At 46.4% G+C, this 15,618-nt stretch carries 18 protein-coding genes; 12 read left to right on the top strand and 6 right to left on the bottom strand.

The window, feature by feature from the left end; genetic code table 11:
- Positions 1-104 precede the first annotated feature (104 nt).
- On the top strand, positions 105-935 hold the full coding sequence (locus QUA34_RS08630) for a CPBP family intramembrane glutamic endopeptidase (protein WP_333329495.1): 831 nt from the start codon (positions 105-107) through the stop codon (positions 933-935).
- A gap of 84 nt (positions 936-1,019) precedes the next feature.
- Positions 1,020-1,394 carry an S-layer protein gene (locus QUA34_RS08625; protein ID WP_333329497.1) on the top strand — a complete coding sequence of 125 codons (375 nt, stop codon included), beginning with the start codon at positions 1,020-1,022 and terminating at the stop codon, positions 1,392-1,394.
- 81 nt (positions 1,395-1,475) lie between these two features.
- Here the strand turns inward: QUA34_RS08625 and QUA34_RS08620 are convergent, their stop codons facing one another.
- From QUA34_RS08620 to psbH, 4 genes are all read right to left on the bottom strand, one after another.
- Positions 1,476-1,742 (bottom strand): DUF3146 family protein, encoded by a 267-nt coding sequence (locus QUA34_RS08620; protein WP_332958583.1) that lies wholly within the window; start codon positions 1,740-1,742, stop codon positions 1,476-1,478.
- A complete protein-coding gene (gene pth / locus QUA34_RS08615) occupies positions 1,739-2,401 on the bottom strand; it encodes an aminoacyl-tRNA hydrolase (RefSeq protein WP_333329500.1) in 663 nt (220 codons plus the stop codon). Before pth ends, QUA34_RS08620 begins: the two co-directional genes overlap by 4 nt.
- Positions 2,402-2,665 carry a TatA/E family twin arginine-targeting protein translocase gene (locus tag QUA34_RS08610; RefSeq protein WP_333213679.1) on the bottom strand — a complete coding sequence of 88 codons (264 nt, stop codon included), beginning with the start codon at positions 2,663-2,665 and terminating at the stop codon, positions 2,402-2,404.
- A 151-nt stretch (positions 2,666-2,816) separates the two neighbouring features.
- On the bottom strand, positions 2,817-3,020 hold the full coding sequence (gene psbH / locus QUA34_RS08605) for a photosystem II reaction center phosphoprotein PsbH (RefSeq protein ID WP_333082642.1): 204 nt from the start codon (positions 3,018-3,020) through the stop codon (positions 2,817-2,819).
- Between the two features lie 212 nt (positions 3,021-3,232).
- Between psbH and psbN the strand changes: the two genes are divergently transcribed.
- From psbN to QUA34_RS08570, 7 genes are all read left to right on the top strand, one after another.
- The gene (gene psbN / locus QUA34_RS08600; RefSeq protein ID WP_190742515.1) at positions 3,233-3,364 is read left to right on the top strand and encodes a photosystem II reaction center protein PsbN; all 132 of its coding nucleotides are present in this window, start codon (positions 3,233-3,235) and stop codon (positions 3,362-3,364) included.
- 244 nt (positions 3,365-3,608) lie between these two features.
- Positions 3,609-4,709, top strand: coding sequence for a chorismate synthase (aroC, locus tag QUA34_RS08595; protein ID WP_190659307.1), 1,101 nt, complete (start codon positions 3,609-3,611; stop codon positions 4,707-4,709).
- Between the two features lies 1 nt (position 4,710).
- The gene (locus QUA34_RS08590; RefSeq protein WP_333213683.1) at positions 4,711-5,622 is read left to right on the top strand and encodes an MBL fold metallo-hydrolase; all 912 of its coding nucleotides are present in this window, start codon (positions 4,711-4,713) and stop codon (positions 5,620-5,622) included.
- A gap of 634 nt (positions 5,623-6,256) precedes the next feature.
- Positions 6,257-7,180: a hypothetical protein gene (locus QUA34_RS08585; protein ID WP_333329504.1), complete on the top strand. Its 924-nt coding sequence runs from the start codon at positions 6,257-6,259 to the stop codon at positions 7,178-7,180.
- 866 nt (positions 7,181-8,046) lie between these two features.
- Complete coding sequence (locus QUA34_RS08580; protein WP_333385692.1) at positions 8,047-8,646, top strand: class II aldolase/adducin family protein; 600 nt, start codon at positions 8,047-8,049, stop codon at positions 8,644-8,646.
- Positions 8,647-9,055: 409 nt separating this feature from the next.
- Positions 9,056-9,610: an Npun_F5560 family protein gene (locus QUA34_RS08575; protein ID WP_333032327.1), complete on the top strand. Its 555-nt coding sequence runs from the start codon at positions 9,056-9,058 to the stop codon at positions 9,608-9,610.
- Positions 9,603-10,253 (top strand): hypothetical protein, encoded by a 651-nt coding sequence (locus QUA34_RS08570; protein WP_333329509.1) that lies wholly within the window; start codon positions 9,603-9,605, stop codon positions 10,251-10,253. The genes QUA34_RS08575 and QUA34_RS08570 overlap by 8 nt, the downstream gene beginning before the upstream one ends.
- A 44-nt stretch (positions 10,254-10,297) precedes the next feature.
- Here the strand turns inward: QUA34_RS08570 and QUA34_RS08565 are convergent, their stop codons facing one another.
- Positions 10,298-10,642 carry an STAS domain-containing protein gene (locus QUA34_RS08565; protein WP_333082637.1) on the bottom strand — a complete coding sequence of 115 codons (345 nt, stop codon included), beginning with the start codon at positions 10,640-10,642 and terminating at the stop codon, positions 10,298-10,300.
- A 351-nt stretch (positions 10,643-10,993) separates the two neighbouring features.
- Here QUA34_RS08565 and QUA34_RS08560 point away from each other — a divergent pair, with 351 nt between their 5' ends.
- Complete coding sequence (locus QUA34_RS08560) at positions 10,994-11,617, top strand: DedA family protein (RefSeq protein WP_333329512.1); 624 nt, start codon at positions 10,994-10,996, stop codon at positions 11,615-11,617.
- Between the two features lie 298 nt (positions 11,618-11,915).
- Complete coding sequence (locus QUA34_RS08555) at positions 11,916-12,101, top strand: Uma2 family endonuclease (protein WP_333329515.1); 186 nt, start codon at positions 11,916-11,918, stop codon at positions 12,099-12,101.
- 779 nt (positions 12,102-12,880) lie between these two features.
- Here the strand turns inward: QUA34_RS08555 and purM are convergent.
- Positions 12,881-13,909, bottom strand: a complete 1,029-nt coding sequence (gene purM / locus QUA34_RS08550) for a phosphoribosylformylglycinamidine cyclo-ligase (RefSeq protein WP_333385688.1) — start codon at positions 13,907-13,909, stop codon at positions 12,881-12,883.
- Between the two features lie 495 nt (positions 13,910-14,404).
- On the opposite strand from purM, the gene QUA34_RS08545 reads away from it, so the two are divergent.
- On the top strand, positions 14,405-15,481 hold the full coding sequence (locus tag QUA34_RS08545) for a septal ring lytic transglycosylase RlpA family protein (protein ID WP_333385685.1): 1,077 nt from the start codon (positions 14,405-14,407) through the stop codon (positions 15,479-15,481).
- Positions 15,482-15,618 lie beyond the last annotated feature (137 nt).

Genomic DNA, 15,618 nt, shown 5'->3' with positions numbered 1-15,618 from the left:
TCATTTAAGCGACAGTGTTGTTGACTATTTCACTCATGCGTCCGACCCGTGTTATGTTTATTTTTACTAAAAATTAAAATCTCTCAGCAAGTAAATTGTAACCAATGATTAACCGCTGCCAAATAATAGCCACTTATCCATTTCCTTTACGTGTGATAATTTTCCTATTAATTTTGCTAGCAATTTGGCTGCCGCTAGCAGCACCAATTTATCTGTTAGTTAAAGATAGTAACCTAGCAACTATTCTGACAATGGGATTGTTGTTTACTGAGTTTCTGTTCCTAGTGCCGCGCTGGGGAAAACAGGTTTACGGACAAACCCAATTACTCAAAAGTTACGGTTTAGCCAATACGCGAAAAAACGGTTTTGAGCTTTTAATTGGATTGGCGATCGGGCTTTTGCTCACTTTCAGCTTATTTGCGGTGCAAGGGCTGTTCGGCTTAGTCGCGTGGCAAAATTCTGATAATTTGCCTAGAATCATCGCAGAAGGGCTTTTAAGCGCCCTTGGAGTCGGTTTTGCGGAGGAGTTGGTATTCCGTGGTTGGTTGCTGGACGAGTTGCAGCGGGATTACAATTATAAAATATCTCTGTGGGCGAATAGCCTGGTGTTTGCCCTATCTCATTTTATCAAACCTGTCGCGGCAATGCTGGGGAGTTGGCCGCAGTTTCCGGGGTTGTTGTTGCTGGGTTTGATTCTGGTTTGGGGAAAAAGATCGCGCCAAAATCGCCTCGGTTTGTCGATCGGGCTTCATGCAGGTTTAGTCTGGGGATATTACATGATTAACATCGGGCAGTTAGTGCGATATTCGGGATCTGTACCCGACTGGGTGACAGGAGTTAACGGCAATCCGCTAGCTGGCGCAGTGGGGCTGTTGTTTTTGAGTGTATTGGCTTTGCGAATGCAAAAAATGTCCGAACATTCCAAAGGTTTGTAGTAAGGACGAAGAGACCTTATTTGCCACAGCTTTGAGGACTAAAGTCCTCACTACCAATCAACTTATTCAGAAATTTATAAACTTATGAAACTCAGCCTCTTTGCCACTGCTACACTGTTAATTTATACAGGCTTTTTAGCTCCTGCAAAGGCACAAAATACCGCACAATTCAAGCCAAATAATTCTTTAGTTCAAGTGCAGCAATTGCGAGAACAAATTCTCACTGCTTGCGTGCAGAATCAGGCTGAAACCCTGCCAAATCCTTTTAGCGATGTACCTTCCAATCACTGGGCTTACAAAGCTGTTTTGACAATGTATTATTGCGGGGCTTACCGAGAAGGGATGAACCCTGCTTTAATTAAAGAATCACTGGAATCGAGACCTCCTACTAGAGAAAGTTTGCCTTCCCGATCGCCCTTTCCCAATTTCCCATTACAGCCATTCCCCATAATTAATTAAAGAATTACTGGAATCGGGATATCCTACTAAAGGAAGTTTTTATTCCCGATTACCTTTTCCCAATTTCCCATTACCAAGATTTTAAAATTCAGCCCGAACCGTAAACGAATAATCGCCACCGGGTTCTAATTGATAATCCCATTTTTCCAGAAAGCGGTGCAGCGGTTCCTGAATCAATGCCCTACCCTGAGAAGGCTCAAGTATCAGTGTTTTTTCTGACGTGAAACGCCACTGAAACTGCCACTCAAAATTGCCGGCAGTCACTTCACCCTCAATCGTGCCTTTTTGCCAAGATTGACCAGTAACTCGGACATATGCAGTTGTTTCAGGCAAACGTCTCGAACTCACCTTTTTGTTTCCGCGTTTGTTTCTGCAATTGTGCGACTATTGTAAAGGCTCATGGCTTTTTCTACTCCTTGATGTAGACTTAGTTCCACAGCTTCTACAACCAGTTTAAGCACTTTTTCTACTAACTGACTTTCCTCTGAGGAAAACTTTCCTAACACGAAGGAAATCGTATCTTTCTCATTTTTAGCAGCATCGTTTTGAGGTTTGCCGATGCCAATCCGCAAGCGGGGAAACTTGTCTGTACCCAAATGAGAAATTGTGGATTTCATGCCGTTGTGTCCGCCGGCTGAACCGGCAAGCCGCATTCTCAATTTCCCGATCGGCAAATCCATATCATCGTATACTATTAATACCGACTCCGCAGGTATTTTGTACCAATCCGCCGCCGCCCGAATCGCTTGACCCGACAGATTCATGTAAGTAAGCGGTTTCAGCAAGCGGATTTTCTGTCCCCGCGGCCGGTTTCCCTCGCCAAATATGCCTTGAAATTTGCGATTTTCCGACAGCGAAATCTGCCAAGATTTAGCCAAGGCATCGATAGCATTAAAGCCGATGTTGTGTCGGGTGCGATCGTATTTAGGTTCGGGATTGCCTAACCCAACTATTAGCTGGGGAATCACTAACTCCGCTGGTGTTTCCGACTTCTGAGGGTTGTTCATTTAACTGTCTGTGCTATCTTCCTTCTTAGGAGTAGCCGCTGCGAGTTTTTCAGTTTCCTGTTTGCTGCTAGTTGCTACTGCTTCTTCTAACTGTTTAGCTTCCCGCGTGAACTCCGACTCAAAATCCCGCGAAGCGTCTTGAAAGCCCCGAATTGCTTTCCCCATACTCCGACCGATTTCAGGTAATTTTTTCGGACCAAATACCAAGAGGGCGATCGTAAAAATAACTGCCATTTCGGGCAAACCAATGCCAAAAATATTCATGGTTTTTCTCCTGCAATTTGTTTAGTTACTTTTTGTTTATTTATGGCAAAAGTAATCGGAAAGGGTAAGGAAAAACGGGAAAACTTAGCTTTTACCCTTTCTCCTCAACCCTCAGCTTTTACTTTTAGCCTTACTGTTTTGCGATCAATTTTTAGCGGTCGAGACTCGACCAATCCATATCCACACTCTCCAGAATCAGAGAAGAGTTGTAGATTTGCAAAATAATCAACAAGAACACGAAAAACAGTCCAATGAACACGCTCATCAACAGCGTGGTTCCCCAGCCGGGGGCTACCTTGCCGTATTCCGAGTTAAGGGGTTTGAGTATATCTCCTAACCAAGTCCGTTGTGCCATAAGTCACCTGCAATGAATCTCTACAGAAAAGTTTGACATATTTCTACCGCTAATTGCGATCGCAATTTCTCAGAAATGCTGCCGGGGTACTCGGAAAACGGGGAGTGGCGGTTGGCTGCCATACCGTACAGCGCCTAAAATCACGAGACTTTCAGACGGATTGTTATTTTTTGTAATATTATAGAGTGGAGCACTCATAATCGATCACAAATATGGAACCCGCAGCAGTTCTCGGCATTTCTCTCGGTGTGTGTCTGGTGGCCATCACCGGTTTCTCGATCTACACGGCTTTCGGCCCTCCCGCTAAGGAATTGAGAGATCCTTTTGAAGAACACGAAGACTAAAGAAGAAGGAAGGCACAACACGGATTCGGACACGGATATACGGATGAATTTAAGTGTGTTTCCAGATATCTCCTATTCTCTGTCTCTCCCTCTCTCCCTGGTAGATATTCTTCTAGGGGTGGGAAGGGAGTGATGCTGTGAGGCGATCGCCTGTCGCCTACTCGTCAATGGTATATTTTTCATAAATACAGTAAATCTCTATTCCATTTAAGCTAAAAATTATTAGGTGTCAGGCTAAAGCATCATGGGGAACACATTTGGGCATTTATTTCGGATATCGACATTTGGGGAATCTCACGGCGGCGGTGTCGGAGTAGTAATTGACGGTTGCCCGCCCCTGGTGTCGATCGACGCATCGGAAATTCAAGCCGAACTCGATCGCCGTCGCCCCGGCCAAAGCAAAATTACTACGCCCCGCAAAGAAGCAGATACCTGCGAAATTCTGTCCGGGGTGTTTGAAGGCAAAACTTTGGGAACGCCGATCGCAATTTTAGTCCGCAATCAAGACACTCGCCCCCAAGATTACGGCGAAATGGCGACAACTTACCGCCCTTCCCACGCTGATGCTACCTACGATGCTAAGTACGGAATTCGTAACTGGCAAGGCGGAGGTCGCAGTTCGGCGAGAGAGACCATTGGTAGAGTAGCAGCAGGGGCGATCGCTAAAAAAATTCTCAAACAAGCAGCAGGAGTCGAAATAGTCGGCTACGTCAAACGCATCAAAGACTTAGAATGTGTCGCCGACCCGGACACTGTTACCTTAGAACAAGTAGAAAGCAACATCGTCCGCTGTCCAGATGCCGAATGTGCCGAAAGAATGATTGAACTGATCGAAAAAGTTCGTGACAGCGGAGATTCGATCGGCGGTGTAGTCGAATGCGTCGCCCGCAATGTACCCAAAGGTCTGGGAATGCCCGTATTCGACAAACTCGAAGCCGACTTGGCCAAAGCCATCATGTCCTTGCCCGCCAGCAAAGGCTTTGAAATTGGTTCCGGGTTTGCCGGGACTCTGCTCAAGGGCAGCGAACATAATGATGAATACTATACTGATGATAAGGGTGTAATTCGTACAGTGACGAATCGCTCTGGCGGAATTCAGGGTGGGATTGCTAACGGCGAAAATATAATTTTGCGGGCGGCATTCAAGCCGACTGCGACAATTCGCCAGCAGCAGCGTACAGTTACCCGAGAGGGCGAAGAAACCCTGCTGGCTGCCAAAGGACGGCACGACCCTTGCGTTTTGCCAAGAGCTGTGCCAATGGTGGAAGCGATGGTAGCTTTAGTGTTGTGCGATCATCTGCTGCGCCATCACGGACAATGTGGAACCTTAAAGCCTGAATTTTAAAATGGAAATCAGCTTGTCCTCTGTAGCGGCAACTCCCGTTGATTGCCCTCAACCCTCCGAATCAATAAAAGGCATAGATGATTTTGTAGTACAGTTCTGGGGCGTGCGGGGCAGTGTTCCGACACCCGGACAGGAAACTGTTCGCTACGGCGGCAATACTTCTTGTTTGGAAATGCGAGTCGCTGGCAAACGCTTGATTTTTGACGGCGGAACAGGCTTGCGGATGCTGGGAGACCAGTTGGTGCAAGAAATGCCTGTGCAAGCTTATATGTTTTTTACTCACTATCACTGGGATCACATTCAAGGTTTCCCGCTGTTCGCCCCAGCTTTCATCCGCGGCAATAGCTTTGATATTTATGGGGCGACTCCGCCGGATGGAGATTGCATGAAAAGGCACTTTGTTGAACGGGTGCTCCACTCGAATTCGCCGGTGCCGCTGATGGGTTTGCAGGCAGATTTGAATTTCTACGAACTCAATCACAACCAGACGATGATGCTGGACGATATTGAGATTAGGACGGGTTCTCTGAATCACCCGAATACTGCTATGGGATATCGGGTGACTTGGCAGGGACGATCTGTTGTTTATTGTTCCGATACTGAACATTTTCCCGATCGCCTAGATGAGAATGTCTACAATTTAGCCCTCGACGCTGATGTGCTGATTTACGATGCGATGTACACAGACGAGGAATATCACAACCCCAAGTCTCCGAAGGTGGGTTGGGGACACTCGACTTGGCAGGAAGCGGTGAGAATGGCTAAGGAGGCGCGGGTGAAACGAGTGGTGATTTTTCACCATGATCCGGCTCATACGGACGATTTTCTCGATCGCATCGCCGAAGATGTGCAAATCGCTTTTCCGAAGGCTGTCATGGCCCGCGAGGGTCTTATTTTGCCGATCGGCTTGTGAACATTCGCCTAGGCGAGCTCGATCGAACCATCAACTGATCGAACCATAATTGTTATGTGAATATGTGGATCTGGTCTCGCGCCCCGATCCACAATTTTTTTTAATACGCAGCAAACTCTTAACTGCATGGTATAATTCTTGCTTGTTAAGTTTTTAGGCAGATTATTTAAGGTTTTTTTTATTCTTCAACCGCGTCCGCAAGACGCCAAGACGTAAGATAATTGGAGGATTGCCAAGGGTGAAAAGGTGACTCTTTTGAATGTCAACAAACACGGGGAGGCGAGGATCTCGCACGCCTGAGTGCTAGTCTGATGCGAGTAGACTTCCAGAAGCCTTGTTACAGATTAATTATTAAGGACAAAAACTGAAGTTATAGCTCGGATCAAATAAAAGCGCGATCGGTTTTTTGGGTTCATGAATATTGACAACTCTCAAAAGCTAAGAGCTTTTAGGTACAAACTGAGAAAATTTTCAGCAGTCAATTTGACTAACCAGAAAGAAACGATCGCTCTTGGGTTTGGCAGTAGCTGCGGCAAGCGAATGTTATGACTTGACTATCAAAATGGGAAATTTACGTTTTAGATCTTCAGCACATCAATACAGATGGATTGCGTTAGGCAGTTTTGCTGTAATTATGGGTATTTCAGGCGCCCTGGCCTACCGCCTCGCCCCGCCCCCCGGATTCATGGCTCAAGGCACTCTCACTTCTAATAATCCGCCAGTCAAATTTTCGACCACGGGCACGACAATTCTCAAGCAGGGAGAGCAACTCACCCCGGAGGTTCTCCTAGCAGATAATGTTGTCAAAGCAGTGGCAGATGCAGTTAAGCTGTCGCCCCAGCAAGTTCGACAAAATGCGAGTGTCAAAATTTCTAAGCCGGAACAACCCCTAGAAATTGTGGTTGGGTATCGCTCGCTCGATCAGGAGCAAGCAATCCAAACGGCGGATATGTTGATGAAGGGCATGGTTGAAAAAAGCCGCCTGATTAACAGATATCGGTGGCAATCAGTCAATCAGTCGCTCAACCAACGCTTGGCACAAGTCACTCAAGACCTGAAACAAGCTCAGCAAAAACTCGACCAATACGAAAGAGAACGCGCTCGCCTGTTGCAGCAAATGAAGCTTCAGCAAGACTTTTACAACAAAACTCAGCTTGCAATGGCGGATACGCAAGCTTCGGAAAAAGAAATGGTTAGCAGTTTGGCCGCCGCTACAGTGCCGCAAATTGTGGCGACGCCCACGAGCGATCCGACAGTACCTCTGATTTTGGGAATTGGCTTGCTGTTGGCGATTTTGGTCAGCCGGGGTTTGATTCCTTCGGTGGCCGATTGGAAGTACAAAGCAGCTTTTCAGCGAGAAGAGAGCGAAAGGCTCCAAAGTGCTTTGTACCGACTGATCAAAGAAGGCCGCGGCGAAATAACTCTGGTGCGGTTTGCGATGGAAACGCGGCTGTCGCCGGATGTGGCTCAGCGTTTTTTGAACCAACAAGCTGAAGTCTTTAATGCCAATTGCGAAATTAAAGACGACGGCAGCATCTTGTATCACTTCCACATTTAAAGGGCTGGGGGCGATCGCACTCCACAGAAGACTTTAGCCGATCGAGTTATCACTGCTCGATCGGCTTGTTTGTTTCTTAATAGGATTTATATCAGGTTCGGTCGATCGACTATCCTCCTCTAGGTAGGCGCGGGTTGACGGGATCTGTAACTTATACTACTACTACAGATTTTGGTGAACCCACCGACGCCAGCTCGCGTTGCGGTGATTTTACCCGACATGATATTACCCTCAACCCGCTTTCTTAGCTTGTAGGATGCCCCGGAGCTAAAAATTGCTCGATCGACACAGGTGTGGACTAACGTAGATCACCCGAAGATTGTGCCACTTCCTCCCAGACTGGCTAAAAAATATTTTTTTTGTTCCGCTTGCTTTTTGCTTCATTATATGTATAATGATAAAAAATCAGTAAATGTACGGTTGCTTTTTGCCGGAGTTACCGAATTAAGGGTACTTTATCCTTAAATATTTATTAAGGTAGAGCTCACCTCAGTAGAAATGCTGTAGTATAGAACAATAACAGATTCAGGGATGTTATGTAGTTTCACATCAGAAACTCGATCGGGCAATAGCCTGAAATCAAACTCCCCGACGGAAAGCGTACATATTCATATTGAACTTTTGTAATCACCTAGAGGCTAAATCATGATTTTTGGAATAATTGGTTCTTCTTTCCTAGCTTACTTTTTGCTAATGTCGGTCGCTAATTACGGCGACACTGGAATGTAGATTAGTTAAGGCACTGATGCACGGAGACAGAAGGCAGCAGGCAAAAAAAGTTGTTTGACAACTTCTTGACAACTTCGATTAAGTCTCAGCTTCGGCAAGGTCTGTCGTGTCAGAGTCGTGTCTGATCAAACAAAAAAATGGATGAAGGAGTCGTTAAGTACCGCTGTGACTGGGAAAAAGCAGACCCTGTAGCTGCCCGGAACATAGCAGATTTGATGGACTGGCGCGATCGGCTCCACTCTTGGGGATTAATTGGCGTCTACGAAAATGGCATAGGGTTTGGCAACGCCAGCGTCAGACTCGGCAATTCCGGCCAATTCGTGATTTCGGGAACCCAGACTGCACACTTGAAGACTCTGGGACCAGAATTCTACTGTACTGTTACCGAATTTAACTTAGAAAAAAATTACCTCGGCTGCCGGGGCCCCGTACAAGCTTCGTCGGAGTCCCTGACTCACGGGGCCCTGTACTTTCAGAGACAGGATGTGGGCGCGATAATTCATGTCCACAATCCTAAACTATGGCAGCAACTGCTGTTTAAGATTCCTACTACTAGAAAAGAAATACCTTACGGCACTCCCCAGATGGCCTTAGAAATGTTTAGACTTTTTGAGGAGGAGAAGTTGGCCGAGCGCAAAATTCTGGCCATGGCCGGTCACGAGGACGGGATTATCTGTTTTGGCAGCACAGTGGACGAAGCTGGCAAAGTGCTTTCTGCTGTAATTGGTTACACATGAGATATTGAACTATTCTCAAAAAAAGCTAATAAACTTGGTTTATTGACAAAAAACCTAGGATTTTACCTGTGTCTATGGGAACTGAGATGTTGCACCAATATCAATAGTCCTTAATCCTTTTTTGGGCGGGTTCTCCTGCTCAACCCCTACTCCCCACAACAAATTAATTCTTTGTGGAACAGGCCGGAAAGCCTGTTAAGAGAAAATGGTGCAACATCTCAGTGACAAGAAACTAAGGTGATGACGTGGATGCCTGATTTGAGTTAGACTGAGTTTTACCCTTGACCTCGGGCCGCTGGCTCGATTTAGCCTAATGGGTTCAAAACTTTTGAAGTACCTCTTGCCTCTGCGGTAAGGGAAAGATATTTTTAAATAGAAACAGATTATATAACAAAAGCTGAGAGTCATCGTGAATCAAACTAAACTTGTAAGCTCAAAAGAATTGCAATCAGAGGTATCTCGTCTCACCGAAGAGCTGCAAATGCGTGACCAATTGGTGCAGCAGTTGTCTCAAGAACTTTTCAGGCTGGTGAAGGGCAATTCTAGTTTTGTGCCGGCGCCGGAAGTTTCCGATCGCCACCAAGCTCAAATGCAGGCAATGCGGGAACAACTCCAAGCTGTTGAAGAACAGGTGGGTTTTTATCAGGAACAAATCGCCGAGCGGGATGCTGAGGTTTACCAACTGCGGCAATCGGTGCAAGAATTGACAGATCGCTCTCGGATGCTGGAACAGGTGGTTCAGGAATTGCCGGGGGTTTACCGCCAGAAGTTTGCCGAGCGGATCGAGCCAATTAAGGAAAAATTGGATCAACTGCAAAAAGAAAACCGCCAGTTGCACACTGAGTTGCAAAGCGTCACTTACCGTCTCGCTGTGCGGAGCCGCAAGGCTAAGGGCTTGGATCTGCCGAGCGTCGATGAAACGGACGATCGGGGAATTCAAATGCCGAGCTTTGGCAATGTCTAAGGTTTTGATTGTGGCGGGTGGTGAGCAAAGTCCGGCGGCAAGTCTCAAGGCGGCGATCGCTCAATCTCATCCTTTAACTGAAGTCAATATTTGTGGGGTTTCTGAACTCGATTCGGGCGTGATCGCTCCGGGTGGGGCGATCGTTTGTCCTTTGACGCTGGATGTACCAGAAAATCTGGTTTTTCCGGCTCAAGATGTGTTTCGATTTTGTGCCAATGTTTCGGGGGCGCGCGATCGAGTGGCTCAGGAGTTGCTTTGTCCCGTCGGGGGTGGCAATTTTTGGCTGCCTGTGGTGTTGACTGCAAAGGGCCCACTGTATGCTGAGGTGATCGGTGGCGAACCTGATAAGCAGTCTGGCGAGTTGAGTTACTCTCAACCGGTGCATTTGTCGGATGTTTGGCGACAGCAGTTGTATGAGTTGGCTTACCGCTTGCTGAATCTTTTAAATGCGCCGCCGGCGACTTATTTGATGCAGTTCGGGTTTGTGGGGGAAAGGATTTGTTTCGATCGACTTTGGCCTTTTCCGGCTGCACCTGCGATCGCTTCTGTCGGCGTTCAAGTGCCGGATTTATTTGTTTGTCATTGGTATTGCTTGACAAATAAACCTATTTATGATATACAAATTAACTCTGGGGTTGCTTGAAGTCTCTTGCAAACTTGAGATTTAAACTGGGGATCTCATTTTAATCAAGCAACTAAAGCGGGAGTTTCAGGGGAGACTATTTGGTCGAAACTGTCGAAGATTTCAAAGAGTTGGTCGAGTTGAGTAATTTCAAAAATTAGCTTGACTGTGGCTGAGAGGTTGCAGATGACGAGGCGGCATCCCCGGTGGCGGGCGGCGTTGAGTCCGCCGACTAAGGCGCAGATCCCGGAACTGTCGATGAAATCTACGGCGGCCATGTCTATTACCCAGAGTTTGTGGCGATCGGGAACAATCTCGGCTAGCTGTTGCTGGAGGAGGCTGCCGGCTTGGGAGTCGAGGCAGTTGTGAGGTTGAAGGACGATGGGTTGGTTGAAGTTGGGAAATTCCATAGCAGTTATCCTACGAGCGTAAAGTATAAATAAGTTAGTTTAGTTGCTGACTCTGTTGAGAGACTCAGGGAATTTCAGCGTATGTTTTAGGATTGGCGATCGCCCTTGTGGGAATTGGTGGGGAGAGCCGTTGTGATAAATTTTAGTAGGAAAACTGGCTAGCGATCGCGCGGAACGCAACCGCAACAATTCTCTATATCATCTAGTATGCCTGAAAGCTTAATTTTTAGTTGGGCCAGCGATCGCGACAACAGTGTGTTCTTCATCACAGCGAAAGATTGCACTATTGGCTGAATCGAGCCAATATATAAATGTATTGAGCTTTGCAAAAGTTTACGAAGGCAGTATCGAATGTCTTTTGAGTTTTTATCGTTAGAGACTATTCAGCAGTTTGCGCGTGATTACGGCTACTGGGCAGTATTTCTGGGAATTTTGCTGGAAAATCTGGGAGTTCCTCTTCCAGGGGAGACAATTACGATTGCTGGCGGGTTTTTAGCTGGCAGCGGGGAACTGAATTACTGGTTTGTGCTCGGCAGTGCGATCGCCGGTGCTACATTGGGGGGAAATTTTGGTTATGCGATCGGCAGGTACGGCGGCTGGCCGCTGCTGCTGAAGCTGGGACAATTTTTCCGCTTTCGAGAAGAACAACTGTTTGACTTAAAAGAACAGTTTAGCAAAAATGCAGCTAAAGCCGTATTTTTGGGCCGTTTCATCGCATTGCTGCGAATTTTTGCTAGCCCCCTAGCAGGTATTGCAGAAATGCCTTTTTGGAAATTTTCGCTGTTCAATGTTCTGGGTGCTGCCAGTTGGGCATCTGTAATGGTGAGTTTATCCTACTTCTTGGGACAAGTTGTGTCTTTAGAGAAATTGGTAGCTTGGGCTGCTCAATTTGCGGTATTTGCTTTGCTGTTAGCAATTGCTTGGATTGCAATTCCTATTTGGTTGGAAGCGCGGAGTTTGGACAAGACTAAGTAAGATTAGTGGTTAGACTTTTTGCAAGAGTTCTGGATTTTCTGTTTTTAACCGCAGATAAACGCAAATAAACGCAGATATCATCTATTTTTGCAAAAAGTCTAATGATTGGCGATCGCCTATTAATAAGTCAGGACTTCTGTCCTCAAAATCATCAAGTTTGTAGCGCTCACTTATGCCCGTAAAACAATCAATTTGGTAGTGAGTAATTCTGTCCTGAATAGCGAAACTATTACTCAATGATGGCTAAAGTCCTTACTCCAAACCTGTTTTATTGGTAATTAAAATAACATCATATAAAGTGGAAGTCTTATCTCCGACTACTGAGGCGTTTGACAGAGGAGATAAATTTGCGGATTATCGATCGCTCTCAACTATACAAAAATATGTATTCATCAGTCACCCAATGATAAATGTGGATTGCTACCGTCGGGATGTGACCGAACGTTGGGTTTTTTCTTGCTGCGGCGAGGGGGAATGTGTATAGTTGGCTAGTATGAATTTTCACTGTCCAATCTCTGTTTAGTATGAGGATGTTCCTGGATTGAATGAAATAGGATTTCAAAAACTCGATCGCTATAATTATAATTCACAGAATGCTGCAAACAAGAGAGGAGAAGAAGTGCGAGCGCAATAATCAGCGTGTTCGCTGAAAGGCGATGTAATAAATATTCTAGCTCTTCAATTACTTTAAACAGTCCATTAGCAATATATTCAGGACTTACGTAATCAAGGGTTTGAGATTGCTTCACTAGGTTCTCTTCGGACAGAAAATAGTAGTAAGTGTCTAGATTCTATGGATATCCCTGAATACACCAATGAAACACATTATTTACGATATAACCAAAAAAATCACCAATTTTTGATTATTTCGGTTATTTAGCAATAACAAAATCATAATTTTTACTCTATTATATCCTTTTTTTTATTTTAATGCTTATTGCAGTTGCTATATTTGTTTGGGATTCCGAGACTTTTGAAAGGCTAGTTTTGCACTCATTGACGGAAATAATCTGGAATTATACCGTACTTAAAGGCACAATAGCTGATTTCAATTTCCTTTAAAATTAAAGCAACGAGTCATCTGTTGTGAATTCCTTTTTCTCTTTCTTCCTCTGTCTCCTCTGCGTCCTCTGCGGTTACTTTGAAAAGTATAAATTTAACCGCAGATATACACAGATGAATGCAGATTGAGATTGTCTGTTAACGCATAAAACAAAGCAAAGCAATCTTCACCCCATGCGATTGCTTCTTATTAATTACCCATTAACCGTTATCCATGATCAATTCTCCTTTCCCCTCAATCACTTCCCCGATCGCCCAAGCACCAATTCCCTGAGATTCAAACCATTTAACAGCCTGTTCTACTTCCCTGGAATCGAGCAACAGCACAAAGCCAATCCCCATATTAAAAGTATTGAACATATCTCCTGTGGCAACTTGGCCGGCTTCAGCAATCCACTGGAAAATTGGCAAATTTGGCCAGCTATTGCTGTCAATTTTCACAGATTGATTAACCCCCAAACAGCGGGGCAAATTTTCCGGCAAACCGCCGCCCGTAATGTGAGCCATGCCGTGAATTTCTAGACCGCTCTTAATTGCTTCGAGGACTGGTTTAACATAAATTGTAGTCGGAGTTAGCAGCACTTCTCCTAAAGTTTTGCCACCTAACTTTTCGGGTTGGGAATGCCAGTCAAAACCGCAATCGCCCGCAATTTTTCTCACCAAACTAAAACCGTTGCTGTGCACGCCCGAACTCGCCAGCCCCACAGCCACATCTCCCACCCGCACCTGGGAACCGTCCAACAATTTGCTCTTTTCGACAATTCCCACACAAAACCCCGCCAAATCGTACTCACCCGCTTGGTAAAAACCGGGCATTTCTGCCGTTTCCCCTCCGAGTAAAGCACAGCCCGCTTGCTTGCAACCGTCAGCAATCCCGGCCACCACCGCAGCTAATTGTTCGGGATTTAACTTTCCCGTGGCTAAATAATCGAGAAAAAAGAGGGGTTCGGCCCCGGATGTCAGCACGTCGTTGACGCACATCGCCACCAAGTCGATACCTACCGTGTCGTGCCGATCGAGATTGTGGGCCAATTTCAACTTAGTCCCAACACCGTCAGTACCCGAAACCATAATCGGCTCTTTTAAACCCTCCGGGACGCTGAAAAAACCGCTAAACCCGCCGAATCCGCCCAAAACTCCCGATCGGTGCGTGCTCTTAACCATACTCCCGATGCGCGAGACAAAAGCTCTGCCCGCCTCAACATCCACACCTGCTTCTCGATAATCCATAAGTCCGCCAAATCGATTTCTTCTAATTTTTAGTTTATTCCCATAACAGTTGACAAACAGCTTTTTTAAGACTAGCCATTCCGTAGCTCACAAAATACACTAAAGTTTTGTAAAGTTTTGTAAAGTTTTCCGTAATGGCTGAAACGGCTGTAACCCCTGGCACTAAAGGATTTTATGATAGAGGGTTTTGAGAAAATTTGATGAAGATTGGGTGAAAATCGCGATCCCAGCGATCCCCAAGCACAAAAGTTTGTGGTAGTCTGTTGCAGTTCGTGAACAAAACACAAATTGCGAATCGAGTATGAGTTGTCAAGTGTCAGGGAAGTTTCCGCCAATTTTTTTTGGGGTAGAAGCATTAAAGCAAAAACGCACCCGGATACTTTGCTTTGACTCACGGGGGAATGGCGACGGGCAAGAGAGAAATCCTTGACGCCCGCCGCCAAATGGCCAATCCTCCAATCTCGGTTGGCAATGGCTATTCACAAAAATGGACGTATGAAGGAAAAATTTGTTGGTGGTCTACTAGCTGTCCTGTTAGTTCCTATGGTAGGAACGGCATCCTCTTGTCACGCACAAGCAACAGGTGCCGACAACCAAAACTCTCAGGTTTCCGAGCAAGTAATTGCCACCCAACCGTCCCGACAGTTAAACGCTACTCGGGTCGAAGCGCAAAAAGTCGGACAGTATCAGTATCAAGCAAGAGCTGAAATTGCCCGAGACTCGATCGCCAAAATTCAGCCCCACGACTTAGGCGGGCGACAAGCAGCGACAGTCTACGTGCGAAACATTCCAGTCATCACCTTTCTGAACGCGAATCCGGAAACAAACACGCCTTTGGGAGAAACTGGCAACAGCCAACCCAGTGCTAGCAGTCCGTCAAAAGTAGCGGGCGCGAGAGAAAATCCCAAAGTCGGAAACATTGCCAGCAACGACAGCAACCAAGAACCTGATTCAGTTTGGCGGGCATCAAGCTTAGCAGCAAGACTCAATCAGCTAGCCCGCAACAACATCGATCCCAACAGCATTACCGTTAAGTGGGAAAAAGGCGATCGCTACATTATCCAGGCAAACGGCGAGGACTTGGTAAACATCAACGCCGAAACAATCCTCCCCGACACCACCAGCAACTTTAGCCGAGACGCCCTGCAAGCAACCAATCGCCTCCGCCGGCTTCTGGGCAACGCCCCACCCCTGGAAGAAGTCGCAGGCAAACCCCAACCAGAACCCGCTGTGCTGTCTCTGGGCCCAATTCAAGTGCGCCTCAGCGGCTGGGCTTCCTGGTACGGCCCGGGATTTGACGGCAACCTCAGCGCCAGCGGCGAGCGTTTCAACCAAAATGATTTGACCGCAGCCCACCCAAATTTGCCTTTTGGAACTAGAGTCATGGTGAGAAATCTCGACAACGGCCGCACCGTAGTCGTCCGTATTAATGACCGCGGCCCCTATGTGGGCGATCGGCTCATTGACTTGTCCGCCGGCGCCGCCAACGTGCTAGGAATGATCAGCAGTGGCGTAGCCAGAGTGGAAATCGAAGTGATCGAACCGCCGCAGCAAACAACTGTTGGACGCTGAACGGTAGTCTAAGGCCGAATACAAAAGTTATCCGAAGTGTAGAAGGCAGAAAGTAGAATAAAACTGACATCTTGCACCATTATTTGTAGAAGAGGCATCTTACCTGTTCTTGAGGATGATGCAAGATGTCAAGTCGA

Origin of the sequence: Microcoleus sp. POL10_C6, assembly GCF_036701585.1 — a bacterium.
In the GTDB taxonomy this organism is placed as follows: Bacteria; Cyanobacteriota; Cyanobacteriia; order Cyanobacteriales; family Microcoleaceae; genus Microcoleus.
The sequence above is the reverse complement of the archived record's forward strand: the minus strand, read 5'-3'. Positions and strand labels throughout refer to the sequence as shown.